A 20,892-nucleotide genomic window follows, 5' to 3' on the forward strand; every position below is an offset into this window, starting at 1 on the left:
GATTGTAGGGCTGCTTTGTGGAAGCAGGATACTGAACCAGGGAAGATGATCAAGAAGAAGCCGTATAAAACACTCCCGGTAAGATGAATGACTTTAATTTTTATCCCGGGATGGCAGAGAAACAACCTGTCCCTGCTGCTTGCTATCCTGGCGTAAACGCCACAGCAGATCACAAAGCTCATCGCTGGGCTCAAAGCCTGTCGGAGCACTGAGTAATAGTTCACGAATTCTCTGGTGATCAAGGGATTCACAGGCTCTGTCCAGCTCAGATAAAAGCTTCAGAAGCTCTTGATCCCCCATCTTCTGCTCCTGAGCACTCATGATCTTGGGATGCCGAGTCCCACAGACTGAGCGCCCGATCAGAAGCTCCTCATAAAGCTTCTCCCCCGGGCGTAGTCCGGTAAACTGGATCTCAATGTCTCCCTGAGGGTGCTCACCATCACGTACCTGCAAACCACTTAAGTGGATCATCCGCTTAGCTAAATCCAGAATCTTAACCGCACGCCCCATATCCAACACAAAGAGCTCTCCTCCTCTCCCCATGGCTCCGGCCTGGATCACCAACTGCGAGGCCTCCGGAATGGTCATGAAGTAACGGATAATCTCAGGGTGTGTCACGGTAACAGGGCCTCCTTCATCGATCTGCCGCCGAAAAAGAGGAACCACCGAGCCCGAAGAGTCCAGCACATTGCCAAAGCGCACCATGCAAAAACAGGTCTTAGGTTTTGTCACTGCCAGGTTTTGCAAAACCAGTTCAGCCAGGCGCTTGGTTACACCCATGAAATTAGTGGGCCGGACCGCCTTATCCGATGAGATCAATACAAAACGTTTAACCCCGGCCTGTAGCGCAGCGAGAGCGCAGCTTTGAGTGCCAAAGACATTGTTGCGGATCCCCTCAATAAGGTTGTACTCAACCAGGGGGACATGCTTGTAGGCTGCGGCATGATAAACCGTATCAACCGAGAACTCCCGCATCAGGGTTTGCAGATAGCTCTGGTTTTGCACCGAGCCAAGAAACGGCAGTAGCAGTACGTCGAGCTGCTCACGCGCTTTGAGTTGCTCAAGCTCTTTTTCCAGGCTGTAGAGACCAAACTCTGAGAGATCAAACAGCAGCAAGCGCTCAGGTTTTAATCTTAGGATCTGCCGACATAACTCAGATCCAATGGAGCCAGCGGCCCCGGTCACCATCACGGTTTTATCCTGTATATTGGCCGATAACAACTCAGGAATCGGCGCCACCGCATCCCGCCCCAGCAGCTCATCTACACTCACCTCTTTGAGCTCATCGATGGCCGCACTGCCACTTAACAACTCCGCCGTACTTGGAACCGACAGCACCTCACATCCCAGATGCTCCAGTCGCTCAATAATCGCTTTTCGCTGCGCTTTCGATGCACTGGGAAGCGCCAGCAGAACCTTATGAATCTTGTGACTGGTAACCAGGCTGTCCATCTCTGTACGGCTATATACAGTTAACCCCTGGATCTCAACACCGTGAAGCTTATGGTCATCATCGATAAAAGCTACCACATAATATTGGGCTCCCTGGCCCATAGACAGATGCAGGTGGCGACCAGAAACACCGGCACCATAGATGAGTACAGGGTATTTTTGCTCGCCTCCCTGGGTCAGCAGAAAACGCATCAGGCTGCGCCCTCCCGCAAGGGTGATTAGCATCAGGGGAAAAAACAGTACGGGGACGGTTCTGGGCATCATCAACTTACTGTAATAGGAGATAAGGATCAGGGCGGCCGTTGAGAACACCGCACCGATAAAGCAAAGCCATACCATCCTGGCCCCCGCATAACGTACCACCACTTTATACAGGCCAAGGCGCATCAATAGGGCTAAAGTCAGCAGGATAACGGCGGTAACGACCATCCATTGGGCGATCGAGTGAATCTCAACCTCCTCCCCCAAGCGGATCCAGTAACAAAACCAATAGAGCAACAAGATGCTAGCCGCGTCAAACAACAGGGCGATGATGCGTTTCACTACCCTTGGTAATACCAATATTGACTCAAGCATCACAGCTCTCCCGTATCACTTGCGGTGGTATTTCCAGCAGCTCCGCTATCACCTCGAATACCTTGTCTCTGGCATGACCGTATTCAGGTAATCCTCTGTAATTCACCTGCCCCATGAGTGATCGCCTGATCGCACCAGGTAGATCCTCCAACTGCCTGACCCCCAGGGCCCACCCCAACTCATCATAAGGCATGATGAATGACAGAATGGACAACCGGATACTAATGAGAGGCACCCTCAACAGTGCAGCCTGGAGCCCAACCGTCGAAGCCATCACGATCACACAATCACAAGCACTGATGAGCTCGAACAGATCCTCATCTGAGAAGCTAAGCTCGACTCTTTTACTCGAAGGTATCGGTAGGTAAGTATCATTGGGATGACTGCGAAAAACGGCTCTTAAATTTGGCTCCTGCCCGACCATGGTTTCAAGAATCTTCTCAATTTTTCTCGGAAGTTCGGGATCACCCTGCTCATCTGTTGCAGGGTGAGTGCTTGGTTCAATGCCCGAAGCCCATAGAATCACCTTATCATCCTGGCTCCATCCCCGGTCGAGTCGATATTGTTGCCGATCAAATTCAGCTGATTTTTCTTTGAGACGATCAAAAGCCGGGTTTCCCGTCACAACAACCTCGTCATGGTGCCGCCCCGCCTCAATAAATTTCTGTTTGACCGACTCAGACAGTACGCAGATACGCGAAGCGTACCCAGGCTGACCAATCCAACGAATATCCTGGGTCGCGAACATATCAACCAGGCAGATGGATGGGATCCCAAGCTCTGTCGCAGCATCAATTGCTGCTTTTTCTGAGCGGGGGCTGTTGGTTGCGACGACCAGCTGAGGCTCAATTTTAAGGAGCAGTCTTTTTAAAATAGAGAGGGGATAAAACGACTTTCGCCCCAGCTGCTGATAACGTTCAGCGGCCTTATTCTCACCATAGCGCTCCTCAAGCACCTGATAATTAAGCCCCAAATAAGCCCTCGATTCAGCCTGGGATACCAGAGGATGGGAGCTCGTTTCCTGGGTAAGTTTAGCCCCGACCTCTATGGCCCGCTGATCGGATGAGCAGATCAGATCCACATAACCCAGCGCCTCAATCCCCTCGGCTTTTAAAACCTGATAAGCGGTCGTCAGCCCCAGTACATGAACCTCATAATCCTCCCTGGCCTGCAGCGCTTTGATAAGGGGGATCACCATGTTGACATGGCCTCCCCCATAGGTGACAAACAGTACCCTGTGTCGCCCGCTACTCATCGCATGCCTCCCGCTCCCCCAGAGGATCAAACACCTCACGAAACCAGATCTCAAGGGCCATAAGGGCCCGGATCTCCCGGGTATAGTTATGGGTACCGGCCTGATGGCAACTGAGCATTCTGGCCAGCTCATCTGTTGCAAATAATCCCCGCTCGCGGCTTTGCTCCCCAAGCAGCAACTCTTCGCTCATCCCCTTGAGCTTGCCACAAAACCATCGCCCAATCGGCACGGTGAACATCTGCTTTTTCCGATAGGTCAGCTCATTACCAATCAGGGGAGCAACCGCTTTTTTGTAGATATATTTGGTAGTATCCCCCGCAACTTCAGCTCTCCGGGCATAGCAAAAGCAAGCTCAACCATACGGTGATCCAGAAAAGGTGAGCGGTTTTCAATGGATACCGCCATCCCCATCCGGTCCGGTTTCACCAGATTATTTCCGGACAGAAGCAGCTGCGTATCCAGATAGAGGGCCTGATTGATGCGATCCATTTCCTGAGCCTTGTCAAACCAGGGCTCAATTACCCTTTGTCTGCAATCTTCATCGGGGAGCCTTGCCTTGAGCTCAGCAGATAATAGTCTTGAACGCGCCGGATTATCAAACAGGGATAGATTATCCAGGTAACTGGCTTGAAATCGTGACTGAGTCTCTGCGGCGCGCTCCGGTGCGGTAAAAAAATTAAGGTACTTATCATAGCCGGCAAACAGTTCATCGGCGCCATCGCCCGTCAACACCATCTTCACCCTGCGACTGGCAAGCTCTGCAACCCTATAGGTCGGCATGAAGGAGACATCACCATGGGGCTGATCGCAGTGATAGATGGCCCTGGACCATAGAGACAGAAGATCGCTATCGACCTCTTCAGAATGATGAATAGTATCAAAGCGCTGAGCCGCCTGGGCCGCAAAGGGTGACTCATCAAACTCAGGCTCGGCAAAACCGATACTAAAGGTGTGAACCGGTTGCTCCATCAGTTGGGACATCCAACCCACCACTGAGGAGGAGTCCACCCCACCTGAAAGGAAGGCCCCAAAAGGCACATCAGAGCGCAGGCGGATCCGGACCGCATCCTCAAGAGTCTGGTTAAACTTCTCTACCCACTCGGATTCACTGCGTTTCTCTATGGTGATCTGGCTGAGATCCCACCAGCGCTGCTCCTCTATCCCATTGGCATCAACCCTTAGGTAGCACCCGGGTTGCAGATGCCTGATACCTGCAAACATAGTCCGGGGTGGGGGGACATAGTTAAACGCCAGAAACTCTTCAAGTGCCAGGTAATCGAGATCCGGCCTTGGCATCACGCTACACAAGGCCTTGATCTCTGATCCAAACAGCAGGAGCTGCCGATCCCAGGCATAATACAGAGGCTTCTCACCGACCCTATCCCGAACCAGGTAGAGCGCCTGCTCTCGCCTATCATAGATGGCGATCGCAAACATCCCGTTGAGCTTGTTAAGGGCGCTGATTCCCTCAAGCTGATACAACCCCAGGATCACCTCGGTGTCACACTGAGTGCGGAAGCTGTATCCGGCAGCAGCGAGCTCCCGGGCCAGCTCAAGATAGTTAAAAATCTCACCATTTTGCACCACAACAATGGAGCCATCATCCGAGATAAATGGCTGCTGACCATGCTCCACATCTAAAATAGCCAGTCGCTGATTACCAAGCCCCACGCCAAGCTCGGGTTGATGGTATATCCCCATACCATCGGGCCCACGATGTGAGAGGGTCTGCCCCATCGCCAGCAACTGGCTGTGGGTGAGCCCTGAATCAGGAGCACTGAAGTAGCCAAAAATCCCACACATGGATTAATTCCCTCCCCGGATGAAAAGCTGCCTGACGGTTAAACCGAGGATCCACAGATCGTAAAAAAAGCCTGCCCGATCGCAATACTCCAAATCCAGTGCTAAGCGCTGCTCCCAGGTGGCCCTGGAGCGAAGCCTTGCCTGGGCTAATCCGGTGATCCCGGGACGCACCCGATGACGCAGCCGCCACTGCTCCTCGCTGTATTCGGCTTTCTGCTCGGGAACATTGGGTCTTGGCCCGACCAGACTCATCTCGCCACGCAGGACATTAAAAAGCTGGGGAAGCTCATCAATACTGGTACGGCGCAGAACTCGCCCAAGCTTGGTGATTCGGGGATCATCGGTTTGTGTGGCATAGCCTCCCCTGCGCTCGGCGTCCACCACCATGCTGCGAAACTTAAGCATCTCAAATGGCCTACCATCCAGCCCTACCCGCTGCTGACGGAACAGGGCTGGTCCTCCACTATCTCGGCGGATCAACAGCGCAGCCAGCAACAACACAGGGGAGCTCAACAGGATCAAAAGACTGCTAACAATGAGATCAAAGGTTCGCTTGATCATGGGCGAGCCCTCACAATCTCTTCGACCGCCAGGACAAACTGCAGATGATCCTGCTTTATTCGGGGCTCGGAGCGCCCTTTGTGCTGCAGCCTGAAGTGCTCAAGCTTCTCAATCTCAAGCTGAAGGCTTACTCCCGGCTCTAGTTCATCCTGATGCTCATAGTCACCATGAAAATCACGAGACAGGATCACCGAGTGAGAGCCCAGGCGGGAGTATTCGCCGAGGACCTGCTCTCCCGGAATAAGCCCCTTGCCGACTCTGGCTACACCTCCTATGCCAAAAGGCTTCCCCCAGGCTTTAAGTTGTGGGATCAGCAAATCAATAGTGCCATTTGTCAGGGGCTCAAAAATGAAGTTCAGTCCCTGACTCAGATGCAGATCATTAAGACCGATATAAAGCTCATCCACAAGGGGCTGGGCCAAAATATCCGGTAGTTGCGCCGCCGCGCTTGCAGTCTCCAGCAATGGGATAAACCGCGCTCGTCCGGCGATAAGCTCCCCCACCCGTACGACCTCATCGACAGATGTAAACATCGGCAACATGATGAGATCCGGCTGGTAAGCCAAAACTGCTTCAAGCTCTTCTTCATACCCCGGATGCAGGGGGTTGGTTCGCACCAGCAGCTCGGCATTAGTCAGCACGGCTTTGACCCTGGGGATATCCTCAATCGAGTGATCACTGATCAGGGTCTTGCCCCGTCCCTGGCGCTCCTCTTTACCGATACGTTCCAAATCAATGACAATCCGGGTGGCGCCACTGAGTTCAGCTGTGCGGGCAACCCGAGGGATATTGGTGATAAACAGATAATCAAACTCTGCCATAACCCCTCCAGTATGCTCTTAGTCTGGTACGGAACTCGGGATGTGCCCAACCAACCGCTATCAGGCACAGCCCCCCTACGCTCATCCCCAACAGCAGCAACCAGCCGCTGTGAATACTGAACTTCCCCCACCAGGAGATCAGCCCATAACCACAGGCGGCACAGAGGAATAGCACTCCCCAAAAACCGGGCTCCTGAGTCAGCATCGACCAGTGAAACGACTCAATATTCACCGCCAGCAGTAACAGGCAGGCGATCAGGGCATAAGCCGTGACCATCATCCACAGGATTGAACTCATGGTCAGCTTGTCAGCAAAAACAGTAAAAGCGAGCAACAGGCACAGGGTGCCAAACCCGTTGATCAGCATCGGCTTGTGAGTTTCTCCCCTGGCATTAAAGATGGCGCTCAAAAACAACGCCAAAGCCTGAAATACGAAACCACTGAGGGCAATTGCGCACAGATGCGCTATCTGCACCACATCCTGAGAGCTCAGGCTCCAACCAAATACCAGATTTGTATAATCAAGGCTCATCGCCCCCAACAGGGCGGAGATCAGTACCGCCAGGACCAGTGTTGCCTGCAATCCATATTTGATTAGCTTGGCATGAAGCACAGAGTCTTCCTGATAACTTGCGGCAAGCCTTGGAAAGAGCACGATCGACAGGAAGGAGACCGCAATCAGTAGGGGAAACTCCACCAGCTTAGAGGCATAGTTAAACAAGGCCACTGAGCCCTCCCCCTGATAGGAGGCAAATGCCCGGCCAATCACAGGTAACAGCAGCAGCAAGCTGGTTGAAAACATCGCCTGCAGGTAACGGTGCAGTAACGAGCGATCCGGCAGCCAGGTTTTTAAACTCAAAAGCGGTGTCCATGATGGGCGCAGTTGTATCAGCTGCGACAAGTAACGTATCCCTGCGCCAAGCAGGGCAAAGCCAGCCAGCAGTGCAAAGGAATGGCTCTTATCAAATTGCATGAAAATAAGCCCGCTGATCACGCAGCCATTGAAGATCAGGGTTCCGAGACTTGGGAGAAGAAATTTGTTTTGCGCATGAAGATAAGCCGTAGTCACACCGCACAGCACCGTCAGAGGCAGCAGAGGAATGATATAGCGAACCGCTTCAATGGCATTTTGCAGCTGCCCCGCTTCAAAACCCGGGGCCAGTAGCGTAACGACTGGACCTGCCAGCAAAAACACCCCGGCACTAACCGTGGTGAAGAGTAGCAACAGTAGAAGACTGACCTGGTAACACAGCGCCCGGGCCTGCTGTGGCTTTCGCTCAAACTGAGGGATCAAAGAAGCACCAATCGCTCCACCGACCAGCAGACTCAACAGCAGATCCGGAAGGGTTAACATCAGGATCGCCACATCCGCTCCGGATGACACTCCGTAAACCGATGCCAGCAGGATCTCTCGCAGGAAACCTGAGCAGCGACCCAGTAACAGGCCTCCACTGACGATAAGCGACGAGATCACAATTGCCTTAAACATAGCTATCCATGCCCTGTTCCCCAAGTATTTCAACAGACTCGATTTATCTTATTCTCTTTGTCTGGTCTGCCAGCGCCAAGGCGATGGTGGGCATCTTCCCAGCATCATTCTCTAGTGCTGTTAAAAATCCTATACAATATTGATACCAGACACAAAAGAATCCGATTTAATACTGCCTCGATCGCCCCTGCAGCATGAAGTTAGGACTGGTACCCCTCATATTTCTCCTCACCCAGAGTTCCCCTGATCACTCAACCAAGAGAAATCCACCCGGAAGTCAAACTATTGACTCCAGGCGCTCACAGGATATTCGGTGCGGACACCTGCTGAAGGTGAAGTCCATCTGCCGGCATATACTTGAATAAGATTTAAACAGGTCTCTAAGTTGCACCCTACAATATTAGGGAGCACTGAATATGAGGAATCGGAAATGATTGTTCACACCCATAAAATTACCAAACTCTCCCTGTTTAAACTGCTGATCATAGGAATTGGTATATTTCAGCTACTGACCTCGGTTTTTTTTGGGATCTGTGCCCTGATAGGGATTGGCTGGGTTCATCTCAATGGCGAGATAGTGACCGGAGTCAAGGGCTTACTTACAAGCTTACTGCTCTGGCCTGTGATGACCATTTTTCTCACTCTGACGGTATGGATCGCCTGCATCATCGGACTTTGGATCTATTCCTGGTTTGGCACATTGAAAATTGAGCTTAAAGAGGTGAGTCAGGAGAGGGAGATTGAGCCTGACCCAAGCAGGTAGAGTAGAGGGTTGACGACGGCCCGCATCGAAGCGGGCCAAACAGGCTCAGAAGTGGTAAGCAACCCCCATGGTCAGCATCCCCACCGAGGCAACCTTGTTATAGTCATCTTCAGAGCCAGCAGAGCCGAATTGAGCAGGTTTATCACCAAATACCTGGCTCATCTCCACACTTGCACTCCAGTTAGGTGTAAAGTCATACCCAACGCCAATAGCCAGCTTGGGAAGAAGCTTGTGCTCAGTCTTATCATATTCTCCTGAAACAGTATCACTTGATAAAGTGAGCTCTTGGGTTACATAAGCTGCACCTGCTTTTCCAAAAATGTTCCAACCATTGCTGAAGCTATATTTACCCACCCCGAGTAAGTCAATGTAGTGGCCTTGATATTTACCATTTAGCACGTGCAAACTTCCGAAAGGACTTGAGTAATGGTATGTATTATCTGCATAGGTGTAATAGCCCATCTCTGCACCATATTGAAATGGGGTATGACCTGCCAAAAACCCAACGTTGACCCCGCCAGCTGCGCCACCGACATCTGAACTAGAATTAGCAATATTGGAAGATAGAATATCGTCCATCTGCATTCCGCCTACACCAAAATTAAGGCCGACATAGGGGGACACCTGTGCCATGGCGCTACCACAAGCCATAGCTCCTGCCAGAGCTGCTACCACTGCAATTTTTTTCATGATCTCTCATCCATCTAATTGTGAATATAAAGATAAAAACCAATAGGAATGGAAAAACAATCTGATAGTAAATGGGGCCTTAGGCTCCACAAACTAAAAAGTTCCCGATATCTCAAATCACTGCGACAAGTTTGTACTTATGCAAGCGGGATGTCCGCTATAGTCTTCGCAGAGAGAGGGATCATAAGAAAGATAAGGGTGAGCTGCGTTTCAAATCTTGCTCTTATGTGCTTTATTTTGAAATCGTCTTGAAAACACAAATATTTTAAACTCAGTTTCTGCAGTGAGGGGCCTGTGACTTGTAACTGTGTTTAAGGACTGTCTCAACTTCTTGCTGCGAACCTTTCCGACATCAACCGCATAAAGGCTGTGAAGTCACCCTCGATCTCCTGATAGTGACTCTGCAGATCAGCGATCCCAGCAGAAAGATCGTGCTTGCCTTTGAGTCTGTGTTTTGAGAACCGCTCAAGTACCTTCCCAATGTAGCTCAGCTCCCGGTAAGAGGTCAGCCAGTCATCGGCCTTGATCGACGGGAAGAGCTGCTGAAACCTGAGAGGTAAAATATCTATTTTGCTCTCGATTGTTTGATATAGATCGCTGGTGAAGGCTTCAAGAGCTAGCTCAGAGTAATCATTCCAGTTTTTTGCCAGAAAGTGATCATAAAAGATATCCACCATGATCCCTCTGAACAGGCCAAACCGCTTGTCCAGTCGGTGCTTGCTGATAAGGAAGTGTTTATTTGAGTCTGAAAATGAGTCGATCGCCCGATGCAGCAGCAAGCCACTTTTTATATCTTCGCCGTAGCTCAGGGCCGAAATATCTCCCTTCACGAAATCCCCGATGAAGTTCCCGATCGCTATGTCAGTATTTTCACCCGAAAAATAGGAGTGAACCAGGTAGTTCATCGCTCAAGCCTCGGTAAAAGAAAATGGATCATCGAGCTATTGACCGTACTGTAGCCAGTGAAGCCTGGCAACCTTTACTCGCGATCCGGAGCGTGACGGATAGAAGGCGCCTAGCCGCAGCGCCTGCGCTGCGGCGGCCTGCCAGGAGTGCAACTATCGGGAGTGCAGCTCGCTGTCGGTAAAGAAATAAGCGATTTCGCGAGAGGCAGATGCAGGTGCATCCGAGCCATGCACCGAGTTCTCCTGAAGGCTCTGGGCATAATCGAAACGAATCGTCCCCGCCGCAGCATTCTCCGGGTTGGTTGCCCCCATGATCTCACGATTACGGGCAATCGCCTGCTCTCCTTCCAGCACCTGAACCATCACAGGCCCTGAGGTCATATACTCGACCAGATCATTAAAGAATGGCTTGCCATCATGCTCAGCATAAAAACCCTGCGCCTGTTCACGGCTCATCTGTAGCATCTTAGCAGCAACGATCTTAAGGCCTGCCGCCTCAAAACGCTGGTAAATTGTGCCGATCAGATCGCGCTTTACCGCATCGGGCTTCACAATCGAGAATGTACGTTCAATCGCCATTTATAACTTCCTTTTATCTTGAGACAAAGCCCGCCCATGCGGGCTCTTTTTGATGAATCACCGAGAGCCAGGAGTGGCAGAGTAAACGGCCACTCCTGGCTCTTCATTACCTATTGCACTAAGAGAAGCCCTCAGTCACAAAGATTTTGCAGCGCCCGCGCCAGAGTTCGCACCCCATGCCCCTTGGCACCGACGCCCCACAGCTCGTTACCACTCTTCTGGTAGGATCCCGCAAGATCCATGTGTAGCCAACGGACTCCCTCAGGCACAAAACGCGACAGGAAAGCCGCCGCCGTCGAGGCGCCTGCCATCCCCTCTCCCGAGTGCACATTCGCCATATCCGCAAAAGAGGAGCTCAGTTGTTCGCTGTGCCAGGGAGCCAAAGGCAATGGCCAGGCCAACTCATGCTCAACTGCCGCTGCATCCAGCAGCTGGTGTGAGAGCTCGGGATCCAGGCTAAACACGGCGTTGTAATCACGACCCACCGCGACCTTGGCTGCACCGGTCAGGGTTGCAGCATCAATGATAAGCGGCGCCCCGGTTTCGGCTGCGGCCAAAAGGCCGTCTGCCAGTACCAGCCGCCCCTCAGCGTCCGTATTGAGCACCTCAACGGTTAAGCCATTTTTATAGGTGATGATATCACCCAGCTTATAGGCATTACTGCTAACCAGGTTTTCCGCACAACACAAATAGAGTCTGACTCTCTGATTGAGCCCCCGGAGAATCGCCAGAGCCAGAGCTCCGGTCACAGTCGCTGCGCCGCCCATATCGGTGCGCATCACCGTCATACCATCGGCTGATTTAAGAGAGTAACCTCCGGAATCAAAGGTGATCCCCTTACCCACCAGGCAAGCCGCAACCTGGGCATCATCGCTCCCGGTCGGGTTGTAATCCAGCTCCAGCAGCACCGGCTGATGCTCACTGCCACGACCCACGGCATGGATCCCGGCAAAGCCCTCATCCAGCAGTTCACTTCCCTGGATCAGGCGGTAGCTCACCTTATCCCCTGCCACCACATTCAAAAGCTCGACAGCTTCAAGGGCCAGTGTCTGGGGTAGATGCAGTCGGGCTGCCCATTGATCATCCGACGTACCCAGTCGGTGGTCAGCTGAAGATCGTTAAGCTCCTGGAGCTCACTTGCCTCAAGCTCTCCCCAATCCAGGCTCTCATTGCCCTTGGCGGTGCGAAATCCGTTGGCAAAGGCCCAGCGGCGCTCGGTATCCCAACGCTCTCCATCCAGGCGAACATTGTTAAACCCCTGAGCACTGAGCTTACGCCCTGCCATCTGGATCCGGCGCAAGGCATCATCAGCCTGACAATCCACATGAATAAACGCTTGCTCTGCACCAAAACTCACGAGTTGAGACTCACCCCAGGCAACCGAGGCAGGCTGAGTCGATAACTTAACCCTGATCGCAGAGTACATAGTTGTTTCCTATTGTTATATTTTTCTAAGCCGTATAAAAAAGCGGCTGCATGGCAGCCGCTTTGTCAATCCGCCTCATCCATCCAGGCAAGAATGATCGCTTCGAGAATCGCTTCATTACTGCGTCCCGGCTCATCATCAAACTCTTCCAGCTCACAAATCCACTGATGCAGATCGGTAAATCGCACCGTTTTGGGATCCAGATCGGGGAAGCGCTCAACAAGTTCGATCGCTATCTCACGTGAATCGGTCCATCTCAGGCTCATCATCCTCTCCCTGTTTAATTAATGCCGTTCAGATACCTGGTTCAGGGTGTAGCGCGGGATCTCCACCTCAATATCTTCATCGCCAAGCTTAGCCTGACAGCTCAGGCGTGACGTCGCCTCCACACCCCAGGCCTTGTCCAACATATCATCTTCGCGCTCTTCGGGCTCATTCAGGGAGTCCTCTCCCTCACGCAAAATCACGTGACAGGTCGAGCAGGCGCAGGAGCCCTCACAGGAATGCTCTATCTCAATTCCATTTCGCAGTGCAACGTCGAGTATCGACTCGCCGGTGGTAGCTTCAATCTCCATCCCCTCAGGACACAGCTCGTCATGAGGTAAAAAAGTAATCTTTGGCATGGTTAAACCTTATCTATATTTTGACCCTGCAACGCCTCACGGATACTGTGATCCATACGGCGCGCAGCAAACTCAGCACTGGCAGTGTCGACCGCTTCTATCGCACCCTTGATCGCATCGGTATCCTCCTCCAGGCAACGAGCCCGCAGGATAGCCATACTCTCTTCGATCTGCTGACGCTCCTCGGCGCTCAAAAGCTCCTGACCATGGGCCTTAAGGGCCGCCTCAAGGCTCAGGATCACCCGCTCACCCTCAACCCGCTGCTCAGCCAGCATCCGGACCTGCACATCATCCTTAGCATGGGCGATGGAGTCGCGGATCATGGTTTCGATGTTTTCATCGGACAAACCATAGGAGGGCTTGACCTCGATCGAGCTTTGTACCCCGGTCGATTTTTCCATGGCGGTCACAGACAAGAGTCCATCGGCATCCACCTGAAAGGTCACGCGGATATGTGCGGCTCCGGCCGCCATCGGTGGAATATCTTTAAGAACAAAGCGAGCCAGAGAGCGACAATCACTCACCATCTCCCGCTCGCCCTGAACCACATGGATCGCCATCGCGGTCTGGCCATCTTTGAAGGTGGTAAATTCCTGGGCCTTGGCCACCGGAATCGTGGTGTTGCGGCTGATCAGCTTCTCGGTGAGACCTCCCAGTGTCTCTAGTCCCAGAGATAGGGGAACTACATCCAGCAGAAGTAGCTCAGAGTCCGGCTTATTTCCCACCAGGAGATCGGCCTGGATCCCGGCGCCCAACGCCACCACCCGATCCGGATCGATACTGGTCAATGGCTCCCGGCCAAAGAACTCGGCAACCGAGGCTCGGACCTGGGGAACCCGGGTCGAACCACCAACCATCACCACTTCCAGCACCTCATCAGCACTCACCCCCCATCTTTGAGGGCACGGCGGCAGGCGCGAATAGTGCGTTGAATGAGTGGCTTGATCAGTGACTCAAACTGCTGCCGGGTCAGGGTGAGCTGCTGCTCAGCATAATTGATCTCAACCTCAGCCTGGTTCGTCAGTTGCAGCTTGGCCTCGCAGGCCAGTTGCTGCAAGGTACGCAGCTGCTGAGCATCCACAGAGGCTGGCAACTTAAGTTCATCTCTTATCCACTGTACTATGGCATGATCAAAGTCATCCCCACCCAGAGCAGAGTCGCCTCCGGTGGCTAACACTTCAAAAACGCCCTTGTTCAGGCGAAGCACAGAGATATCAAAGGTCCCACCGCCCAGATCATAGATAGCGATGACGCCCTCCTGCCCCGAGTCTAGGCCATAGGCGATGGCGGCTGCAGTCGGCTCATTGAGAAGCCGCAGCACATGCAGGCCTGCCAGACGGGCCGCGTCCTTGGTGCACTGACGCTGGGCATCATCAAAGTAAGCGGGAACCGTGATCACCACCCCATCGAGGGATCCACCCAGGCTCTCTTCGGCGCGTGAAGCCAGGGCCTTGAGGATCTCAGCAGAGACTTGGATCGGGTTGACCGGCCCCTGACGGGTTTGAATTTCGACCAGCTGGTCACTGGCGCCACTGAGCTCATAGGGAAGATGCTGATCCTTTAGATCGGCACTCGCCTTCCCCATCAGGCGTTTGACAGAGACGATTGTATTATGTGGATCAAGTGCCGCTTTTGCCTTGGCCTTGGCTCCGACCTCAATGCTGTCCATCTCATAGCGAACCACCGAGGGCAGGATCACCTGACCCGAGTGATCGGGTAGGGTAACGGCTTCACCGCTACGAACCGTTGCGACCAGAGAGTTAGTTGTTCCTAAATCGATACCGACCGCTCGCCGGTGTTGATGCGGAGCGGCACTTTGCCCGGGTTCCGCGATCTGAAGTAATGTCATGTTGTTAATCGATTATTATATTTCGAACAGTTTATCCGCGAGCTGCTCCAGCTCCTGCTGTAGCTTATCGATAAACTTGAGCTTGCGTAACATATCCGCAGCTTCGCTGTACTGTTGCTGGCTAAAAAAGGCGACAAATTGCTGCTGCATGGTCAAAAACTCATCGCTCAGCAGCGTTTCAAAGTCGGTGATACTCTGCTCCGGATCCTTGTGATGCGCGATCTCGGCAAGCTTTTCCCGCCACTCCATCTGCTGCATCAGAAAGGCAGGATCCCGCAGCGTCTGCTGCTCAGATTTAAGATCGATACCACGCAGAGAAAGCAGGTATTCTGCCCGGCGCAGGGGAGAGCTCAGGGTCTGGTAACCATCGTTGATCTCGGCTGCGCGCTGCACAGCAATCAGACGTTCATTTGCCGGTGCCGCAGCAAATTTATCCGGGTGAAACCGGGATTGTAACTGGCGATAAAGCGCGGCAAGCCGCGCTTTATCTATCTCAAAGTCCTCTGTAAAACCAAACAGCTCAAAGTAGTTCATCAAAGGCCTCATACATGGAAGCTTTCGCCGCAACCACACTCATCCGTAGCATTGGGGTTATTGAATTTAAACCCTTCATTCAGCCCCTCTTTGACGAAATCCAGCTCAGTCCCATCCAGATAGATCATGCTCTTAGCATCAACCACCACCCTTACACCCTGGATCTCAAAGACCTGATCGTCATCCGCCAGCTCATCGACAAACTCCAGCACGTAAGCCAGTCCCGAGCAACCTGAAGTTTTGATTCCCAACCGCAGGCCAATTCCACCGCCCCGTTTCTGTAAGAAATCACTAACCCGGCTTGCTGCTGCATCGGTCATGGTGATGGCCATTACACTACTCCTACTTATTTATCTGTATGTTTATTCTTGTAATCGTCAATCGCGGCCTTGATCGCATCTTCCGCAAGGATAGAACAGTGGATCTTCACCGGAGGCAGTGCCAGCTCTTCGGCAATCTCAGTGTTCTTAATAGCGCTCGCCTCATCCAAGGTTTTACCTTTCACCCATTCGGTGACCAGTGAGCTGGATGCAATCGCAGATCCACAGCCATAGGTTTTAAACTTGGCGTCTTCAATCACACCCTCGTCACTCACCTTGATCTGGAGCTTCATGACATCGCCACAGGCGGGTGCACCAACCATTCCGGTCGCAACATTTGGGTCATTGGCATCCATGGCCCCAACATTACGCGGATTCTCATAGTGATCAATCACTTTTTCGCTATATGCCATAATCAGCCTCGCTTAATCTGTGTTGCTTGATGCATCTTAGTGATGCTGCCACTCGACCTGGTCCAGATCGACACCCTGCTTGTACATATCCCAAAGTGGAGACATCTCACGCAGCTTGGTGATCGACTTTTGGATCAGCTCGATCGCATAATCGATATCTTGCTCTGTGGTAAAACGACCAATGGAGAAACGAATGGAGCTGTGTGCCAGCTCATCATTGAGCCCCAGAGCGCGCAATACATAAGATGGCTCAAGGCTGGCGGAGGTACAGGCTGAGCCCGAGGAAACCGCCAGATCTTTAAGGGCCATCATCAGTGACTCACCTTCGACGTAGGCAAAGCTCACATTCAAAATACCCGGTACATGGTGCTCTAAAGAGCCGTTGAGCTGGACCGCCTCAATATCCTTGATGCCGTTCCACAGACGCTCACGCAGTGCCAGGATACGCTGAGTCTCTTCAGCCATCTCAACTTTGGCAAGGCGTGCCGCTTCTCCCATACCCACAATCTGGTGGGTTGCCAGAGTCCCTGAGCGCATGCCACGCTCATGGCCACCACCATGCATCTGAGCTTCCAGGCGAACCCGGGGCTTACGACGTACATACAGGGCACCGATCCCCTTAGGTCCGTACATCTTATGGCCGGAGATAGAGAGCATGTCGATGTTCATCTCATTGACATCAACCGGAATTTTTCCAACGCTCTGGGCACCGTCCACATGGAACAGGATCTTACGAGAGCGACACAGCTCACCGATCGCCTTGACATCCTGAACCACACCAATCTCGTTATTGACGTGCATCAAGCTCACCAAAATGGTGTCATCACGCATCGCCTGTTCAATCTGCTCAATGCTGAATAAGCCATCATCTCCGGGGGTGAGGTATGTGACCTCGAACCCTTCACGCTCCAGCTGGCGGCAGGTGTCAAGCACCGCCTTATGCTCGGTCCGGGAAGTGATGATGTGATTGCCCTTCTTTTTGTTGAAGTGGGCTGCGCCCTTAATCGCCAGGTTATCGGACTCGGTCGCCCCGGAAGTGATCACGATCTCGCGAGGATCTGCGCCAATCAGCTCGGCTACCTGATCCCGTGCCAGATCCACCGCCTCTTCGGCTTGCCAACCGAAACGGTGTGAGCGTGATGCAGGATTACCAAAGGTGCCGTCAAGTGTCAGGCACTGCATCATTTTTTGGGCAACTCGCTCATCAACTGGGCAAGTTGCCGCATAATCTAAATAGATAGGCAACTTCATCTTCTTCTCCATTATCCCCAAGGCGCTTGGCTCTACTAAGCCAAGAAAATATTACTGCTGAACCTCGATCTTATATTGATCGTCGTTCTCTGAAGTGAGTGACTTCTCAGAGCGCAGAATCAACTCTGCCAATGAAATACCTTCCAGGAAGCTTGACACCTGCTCACTGAGATCCTGCCACAGATGGTGAGTGAGGCAACGCTGGCCTCCCTGACACCCCTCCTCTCCATGACAGCGGGTTGCGGTGACCGACTCATTAACGGCAGAAATCACCTTTCCAACCGAGATCTGTGCCGCTTCCATTCCCAGGCGATAACCGCCCCCCGGTCCCCTGACACTGCTCACCAACCCCTGGCGGCGTAGCCGGGCAAACAGTTGTTCAAGATATGACAGGGAGATCCCCTGCCTGTCCGATATATCGGCCAGCGGCACGGGACCTTGCTGACTATTCAGGGCAACATCCAGCATCGCAGTAACAGCGTATCGTCCTTTTGATGTCAATCTCATAAGAATTCCCGAACCAATGAAAATAAGTGTGCGGATAATTCCATAGTTGACTAAATTAGTCAACTTATTACCTGACTATTTTAGTCAAGTATTTCAACTTTAAGTTTAGCTGAATATTGACATGGCTATTTCTCGCTCTGCATCTTCTTTTGCAGGGAGCTGAGAATACCGCGCAGGATGTTCAATTCCTGAGCTTCAGGACGTACCCGGGTAAATAAACGACGCAATTTACTCATGACCTGCCCCGGGTGCTGGCGGATGATAAAGCCGCTCTCAAGCAGGGTCTGTTCAAGATGTACAAAAAAGCGCTCGAGATCCTGCTGCAGCGGATACTCCTGCTCTTGTGACACCTCCTCCTGTGTCTCAAGGGCCAAGGTCGCCATACGCACCTCATAGCAGAGGGTTTGCACCGCCATTGCCAGATTCAGGGAGCTATATTCAGGGTTTGCCGGAATCGCCACATGGAAGTGACACAGTTGCAGCTCATCATTGGTCAGACCGGTTCGCTCCCGACCAAATACGAACGCAACCTTGTGTTGCGCTGACTCGCCGGCAGCCTTCTCTCCAGCCTCACGCGAATCCAGCATCGGCCACTGCAGAGTACGCGAGCGCGCGCTGGTTCCGATCACCAGACCACAATCGGCAATCGCTTCCTGCAAGCTATTTACCGTTCGGGCCCTTGCCAGTATGTCACTGGCTCCGGCCGCCAGAGCCACAGATTTACCATCGGGCTGCTCAACAGGATTAACCAGCACCAGATCGGTGATTCCCATGGTTTTCATCGCCCGGGCAGCGGAGCCAATATTTCCAGTATGTGATGTATTAACCAGGACAACTCGGATATTTTGTAACATCTTTCATTCAAATCTTGAAAATAGGTGGCAAGTCTATCACAGCCAACTCGTTTTGTGCGCCGCTAAGAGACAAGCTTTTCTATCCCATCTCTTATCAGGACTACACTAAAAGCAATAGAACATGGATGTGGAACCGTTGCAGATGCTTAACCGTTCAACCTATGAGCTACTTCCCTATATCTACCTGGTTGCAGGTGCAGGCTTGATCCTCTCGAAGCAGAACATTGTTTTCACCATTGCTGGTATCATCTTATATTTAGCAGGCTCCATCGTCTGGATCATGCGCTCCAATCATCGGCGCACCAACCCGGACCAGCGCCCCCGAAGAGTATTTTTCTTCCCAAGGGGCTCTATGAGTTCAATCCATTTCTGAACGTCTTGATCGCAATCGTTCTATTTTCTTATGCAGAAAAAACCCTGATTCTGGTGATCGCCATTGTCCTGCTGGTTTATGGCTTAATGCAGTTTCATATCCGAACCCGCCACCGGGATCATCAGAAAAACCAATACTAGGCTGTTTTTCCTGCAATCGGCATCGCTGAAACATCAAGCTGCGCCGACTCAATAAAACGTGCCAGCTCGCCAAGCCCCTGGCGCATCAGCTTTGGCAGAGTCTCCAGATCGATACTATCCAGCAGGTTTTTAACCTCTAATCCAAGCTCGGTATCTCCCTCGATCCGCAGACGGCGCTGGAAAAACAGGGTATCGGGATCGACCTTATGAGCCGCTACAAGGATCAGATCGTTGAGCTCCCCGCTAAAGCAGACATCTACCCGCGAGCTGTGCTCAGCAACCTGAAGCTTGTCATTCTCATAGCTGATATACCAGCACAACCCGAGATCCCGGATCTCGACCTTGAGCCATTGGTTCTCAAGAAACTCAAAATCCCCATCTTCGAGGGCTTCCTGAAACACAGTTTTCATCACCCGCAGCAAGATCTCTTTTTGCAGCACAAAGGGAGTGAAACGTGCCGGGATCCGTAACATGGCAGGTGCATAGCGAACCAGATTATGATGAATTGTTTTGATCAAAATATCGCCCTCCTTCAGATCAGCCGCACAGTATATAGGACATAGCAGGAAAATAACCTGTAAAACATCAATTTTTAGCTCATCGTCTGGCTAGTTTGTGAGCAAACAGTTTCATCTCATGCCTCAGGTCAAGATTGGCAATAAAACTCAGTCTAGAATAGGCGCAATTTTGATTGTTGGGATCTCACAGCCATGGAACTTCTCTGCCCCGCCGGGAGCCTGCCGGCGCTCAAAGCGGCCGTCGACAACGGAGCCGATGCTGTCTATATCGGTTTCAAAGATGAAACCAATGCCCGCCATTTTGCCGGGCTTAATTTTAACGACAAAAAACTGCAAAAGGCGGCGGATTATGTCCACCTGCATGGCCGCAAGCTACATATAGCGATCAACACCTTTGCCCACCCGGACAGTGGTGAACGCTGGAAGCAGGCGGTCGATAAGGGGGTAGCCCTGGGAGCCGATGCGCTAATCATCGCCGATCTGGCGGTGTTAGATTATGCCGCGCAGCGCTACCCCGAGATGGAGTTACACCTGTCGGTCCAGGCTTCCGCAACCAACAGCGCGGCGATCGCTTTTTACCAGAAGCAGTTTAATATCAAGCGGGTGGTCTTACCCCGGGTACTCTCCTTGCAGCAGGTTCGCCAACTTTCACAGCATACGGATGCTGAGCTGGAGGTGTTTGCCTTTGGTAGCCTGTGTATCATGGCTGAGGGGCGTTGTTATCTCTCCTCTTATCTCACCGGAGAAAGCCCCAACACGGTTGGTGCCTGTTCCCCGGCTAAGTTTGTTCGCTGGAATGAGACGCCGGCCGGATTAGAGACTCGTCTCAACGATGTACTGCTGGATCGCTGTGCAGGGGGTGAGCAAGCCGGATATCCCACCCTATGTAAGGGACGCTATAAGGTCGATGGTAAGCTTGGCCATAGCCTGGAGGAGCCGACCAGCCTCAACACCCTTGAGCTGCTGCCGGATCTGTTCGAGCTTGGGATCCGCTCGGTGAAGATCGAGGGACGCCAGCGCAGCCCGGCCTATGTGGCAACTGTCGCCAGGATCTGGCGTGAGGCGATCGACAGCTACCAAAGCAACCCTGCGGGATATCGCGTTGCCACAAACTGGCAACAACAACTGCAATCCATCTCTGAAGGAAATCAAACAACCCTCGGTGCCTATCACCGCCAGTGGCAATAGGA

The 20,892-nt window shown here is 52.4% G+C and carries 21 protein-coding genes and 3 pseudogenes; 4 read left to right on the plus strand and 20 right to left on the minus strand.

Annotation, left to right across the window (positions count from 1 at the left end; genetic code table 11):
• Positions 1-93: 93 nt before the first annotated feature.
• The 6 genes and pseudogenes from DB847_RS15820 to murJ all read right to left on the minus strand — a co-directional run bounded on the left by DB847_RS15820 (position 94) and on the right by murJ (position 7,957).
• Entirely contained in the window at positions 94-2,028 is a 1,935-nt protein-coding gene (locus DB847_RS15820; protein WP_108651565.1) for a polysaccharide biosynthesis protein, read from the minus strand.
• Positions 2,021-3,283, minus strand: a complete 1,263-nt coding sequence (locus tag DB847_RS15825; protein ID WP_159084672.1) for a UDP-N-acetylglucosamine 2-epimerase — start codon at positions 3,281-3,283, stop codon at positions 2,021-2,023. Before DB847_RS15825 ends, DB847_RS15820 begins: the two co-directional genes overlap by 8 nt.
• Positions 3,276-5,086, minus strand: a pseudogene (gene asnB, locus DB847_RS15830) (asparagine synthase (glutamine-hydrolyzing)). Before asnB ends, DB847_RS15825 begins: the two are co-directional and overlap by 8 nt.
• A 3-nt stretch (positions 5,087-5,089) precedes the next feature.
• Entirely contained in the window at positions 5,090-5,647 is a 558-nt protein-coding gene (locus tag DB847_RS15835; RefSeq protein WP_108651567.1) for a sugar transferase, read from the minus strand.
• Positions 5,644-6,468, minus strand: a complete 825-nt coding sequence (locus DB847_RS15840) for an aldolase/citrate lyase family protein (protein ID WP_108651568.1) — start codon at positions 6,466-6,468, stop codon at positions 5,644-5,646. The genes DB847_RS15835 and DB847_RS15840 overlap by 4 nt, the downstream gene beginning before the upstream one ends.
• Entirely contained in the window at positions 6,455-7,957 is a 1,503-nt protein-coding gene (gene murJ / locus DB847_RS15845) for a murein biosynthesis integral membrane protein MurJ (RefSeq protein WP_108651569.1), read from the minus strand. Before murJ ends, DB847_RS15840 begins: the two co-directional genes overlap by 14 nt.
• 430 nt (positions 7,958-8,387) lie before the next feature.
• Between murJ and DB847_RS15850 the strand changes: the two genes are divergently transcribed.
• The gene (locus tag DB847_RS15850) at positions 8,388-8,720 is read left to right on the plus strand and encodes a hypothetical protein (protein WP_199911591.1); all 333 of its coding nucleotides are present in this window, start codon (positions 8,388-8,390) and stop codon (positions 8,718-8,720) included.
• Between the two features lie 45 nt (positions 8,721-8,765).
• On the opposite strand, the gene DB847_RS15855 is transcribed toward DB847_RS15850, so the two are convergent.
• The 13 genes and pseudogenes from DB847_RS15855 to trmJ form a co-directional block, all read right to left on the minus strand.
• A complete protein-coding gene (locus tag DB847_RS15855) occupies positions 8,766-9,410 on the minus strand; it encodes an outer membrane protein (protein WP_108651570.1) in 645 nt (214 codons plus the stop codon).
• Between the two features lie 323 nt (positions 9,411-9,733).
• Complete coding sequence (locus DB847_RS15860; protein ID WP_108651571.1) at positions 9,734-10,315, minus strand: acyl carrier protein phosphodiesterase; 582 nt, start codon at positions 10,313-10,315, stop codon at positions 9,734-9,736.
• 153 nt (positions 10,316-10,468) lie between these two features.
• Entirely contained in the window at positions 10,469-10,894 is a 426-nt protein-coding gene (gene ndk, locus DB847_RS15865; RefSeq protein ID WP_108651572.1) for a nucleoside-diphosphate kinase, read from the minus strand.
• Between the two features lie 131 nt (positions 10,895-11,025).
• A pseudogene (gene pepB / locus DB847_RS15870) lies at positions 11,026-12,320 on the minus strand (aminopeptidase PepB).
• Between the two features lie 65 nt (positions 12,321-12,385).
• Positions 12,386-12,586, minus strand: a complete 201-nt coding sequence (iscX, locus tag DB847_RS15875) for a Fe-S cluster assembly protein IscX (protein WP_108651573.1) — start codon at positions 12,584-12,586, stop codon at positions 12,386-12,388.
• A gap of 18 nt (positions 12,587-12,604) precedes the next feature.
• Positions 12,605-12,943, minus strand: coding sequence for an ISC system 2Fe-2S type ferredoxin (fdx, locus tag DB847_RS15880; RefSeq protein WP_108651574.1), 339 nt, complete (start codon positions 12,941-12,943; stop codon positions 12,605-12,607).
• A gap of 2 nt (positions 12,944-12,945) precedes the next feature.
• Positions 12,946-14,792: pseudogene (gene hscA / locus DB847_RS26420) on the minus strand (Fe-S protein assembly chaperone HscA).
• Positions 14,793-14,807: 15 nt separating this feature from the next.
• The gene (gene hscB, locus DB847_RS15890; protein WP_108651575.1) at positions 14,808-15,326 is read right to left on the minus strand and encodes a co-chaperone HscB; all 519 of its coding nucleotides are present in this window, start codon (positions 15,324-15,326) and stop codon (positions 14,808-14,810) included.
• 8 nt (positions 15,327-15,334) lie between these two features.
• A complete protein-coding gene (iscA, locus tag DB847_RS15895) occupies positions 15,335-15,658 on the minus strand; it encodes an iron-sulfur cluster assembly protein IscA (protein WP_108651576.1) in 324 nt (107 codons plus the stop codon).
• A 14-nt stretch (positions 15,659-15,672) separates the two neighbouring features.
• Entirely contained in the window at positions 15,673-16,059 is a 387-nt protein-coding gene (gene iscU, locus DB847_RS15900) for a Fe-S cluster assembly scaffold IscU (protein WP_108651577.1), read from the minus strand.
• A 36-nt stretch (positions 16,060-16,095) separates the two neighbouring features.
• A complete protein-coding gene (locus DB847_RS15905; protein WP_108651578.1) occupies positions 16,096-17,310 on the minus strand; it encodes an IscS subfamily cysteine desulfurase in 1,215 nt (404 codons plus the stop codon).
• A gap of 51 nt (positions 17,311-17,361) precedes the next feature.
• A complete protein-coding gene (gene iscR, locus DB847_RS15910; RefSeq protein ID WP_108651579.1) occupies positions 17,362-17,817 on the minus strand; it encodes a Fe-S cluster assembly transcriptional regulator IscR in 456 nt (151 codons plus the stop codon).
• A 125-nt stretch (positions 17,818-17,942) separates the two neighbouring features.
• Positions 17,943-18,671: a tRNA (cytosine(32)/uridine(32)-2'-O)-methyltransferase TrmJ gene (gene trmJ / locus DB847_RS15915; RefSeq protein ID WP_108651580.1), complete on the minus strand. Its 729-nt coding sequence runs from the start codon at positions 18,669-18,671 to the stop codon at positions 17,943-17,945.
• Positions 18,672-18,813: 142 nt separating this feature from the next.
• On the opposite strand from trmJ, the gene DB847_RS15920 reads away from it, so the two are divergent.
• Together DB847_RS15920 and DB847_RS26120 are read left to right on the plus strand one after the other, a co-directional pair.
• Entirely contained in the window at positions 18,814-19,044 is a 231-nt protein-coding gene (locus DB847_RS15920) for a hypothetical protein (protein ID WP_159084673.1), read from the plus strand.
• A 5-nt stretch (positions 19,045-19,049) separates the two neighbouring features.
• Positions 19,050-19,184, plus strand: a complete 135-nt coding sequence (locus tag DB847_RS26120) for a hypothetical protein (RefSeq protein ID WP_267897718.1) — start codon at positions 19,050-19,052, stop codon at positions 19,182-19,184.
• On the opposite strand, the gene ubiT is transcribed toward DB847_RS26120, so the two are convergent.
• Complete coding sequence (ubiT, locus tag DB847_RS15925) at positions 19,181-19,702, minus strand: ubiquinone anaerobic biosynthesis accessory factor UbiT (protein ID WP_407644421.1); 522 nt, start codon at positions 19,700-19,702, stop codon at positions 19,181-19,183. The two genes, DB847_RS26120 and ubiT, sit on opposite strands and share 4 nt — an antisense overlap.
• A gap of 192 nt (positions 19,703-19,894) precedes the next feature.
• On the opposite strand from ubiT, the gene ubiU reads away from it, so the two are divergent.
• Positions 19,895-20,890, plus strand: a complete 996-nt coding sequence (ubiU, locus tag DB847_RS15930) for a ubiquinone anaerobic biosynthesis protein UbiU (protein WP_108651582.1) — start codon at positions 19,895-19,897, stop codon at positions 20,888-20,890.
• Positions 20,891-20,892 lie beyond the last annotated feature (2 nt).

It is taken from the genome of Dongshaea marina (assembly GCF_003072645.1).
Lineage (GTDB): Bacteria > Pseudomonadota > Gammaproteobacteria > Enterobacterales > Aeromonadaceae > Dongshaea > Dongshaea marina.

Excerpts from the sequence above, each read along its gene's own strand:
- DB847_RS15820 (WP_108651565.1), bottom strand. The coding sequence starts at position 2,028 with ATGCTTGAGTCAATATTGGTATTACCAAGGGTAGTGAAACGCATCATC.
- DB847_RS15825 (WP_159084672.1), bottom strand. The coding sequence starts at position 3,283 with ATGAGTAGCGGGCGACACAGGGTACTGTTTGTCACCTATGGGGGAGGC.
- DB847_RS15835 (WP_108651567.1), bottom strand. The coding sequence starts at position 5,647 with ATGATCAAGCGAACCTTTGATCTCATTGTTAGCAGTCTTTTGATCCTG.
- DB847_RS15840 (WP_108651568.1), bottom strand. The coding sequence starts at position 6,468 with ATGGCAGAGTTTGATTATCTGTTTATCACCAATATCCCTCGGGTTGCC.
- murJ (WP_108651569.1), bottom strand. The coding sequence starts at position 7,957 with ATGTTTAAGGCAATTGTGATCTCGTCGCTTATCGTCAGTGGAGGCCTG.
- DB847_RS15850 (WP_199911591.1), top strand. The coding sequence starts at position 8,388 with ATGATTGTTCACACCCATAAAATTACCAAACTCTCCCTGTTTAAACTG.
- DB847_RS15855 (WP_108651570.1), bottom strand. The coding sequence starts at position 9,410 with ATGAAAAAAATTGCAGTGGTAGCAGCTCTGGCAGGAGCTATGGCTTGT.
- DB847_RS15860 (WP_108651571.1), bottom strand. The coding sequence starts at position 10,315 with ATGAACTACCTGGTTCACTCCTATTTTTCGGGTGAAAATACTGACATA.
- ndk (WP_108651572.1), bottom strand. The coding sequence starts at position 10,894 with ATGGCGATTGAACGTACATTCTCGATTGTGAAGCCCGATGCGGTAAAG.
- iscX (WP_108651573.1), bottom strand. The coding sequence starts at position 12,586 with ATGAGCCTGAGATGGACCGATTCACGTGAGATAGCGATCGAACTTGTT.
- fdx (WP_108651574.1), bottom strand. The coding sequence starts at position 12,943 with ATGCCAAAGATTACTTTTTTACCTCATGACGAGCTGTGTCCTGAGGGG.
- hscB (WP_108651575.1), bottom strand. The coding sequence starts at position 15,326 with ATGAACTACTTTGAGCTGTTTGGTTTTACAGAGGACTTTGAGATAGAT.
- iscA (WP_108651576.1), bottom strand. The coding sequence starts at position 15,658 with ATGGCCATCACCATGACCGATGCAGCAGCAAGCCGGGTTAGTGATTTC.
- iscU (WP_108651577.1), bottom strand. The coding sequence starts at position 16,059 with ATGGCATATAGCGAAAAAGTGATTGATCACTATGAGAATCCGCGTAAT.
- DB847_RS15905 (WP_108651578.1), bottom strand. The coding sequence starts at position 17,310 with ATGAAGTTGCCTATCTATTTAGATTATGCGGCAACTTGCCCAGTTGAT.
- iscR (WP_108651579.1), bottom strand. The coding sequence starts at position 17,817 with ATGAGATTGACATCAAAAGGACGATACGCTGTTACTGCGATGCTGGAT.
- trmJ (WP_108651580.1), bottom strand. The coding sequence starts at position 18,671 with ATGTTACAAAATATCCGAGTTGTCCTGGTTAATACATCACATACTGGA.
- DB847_RS15920 (WP_159084673.1), top strand. The coding sequence starts at position 18,814 with ATGCTTAACCGTTCAACCTATGAGCTACTTCCCTATATCTACCTGGTT.
- ubiU (WP_108651582.1), top strand. The coding sequence starts at position 19,895 with ATGGAACTTCTCTGCCCCGCCGGGAGCCTGCCGGCGCTCAAAGCGGCC.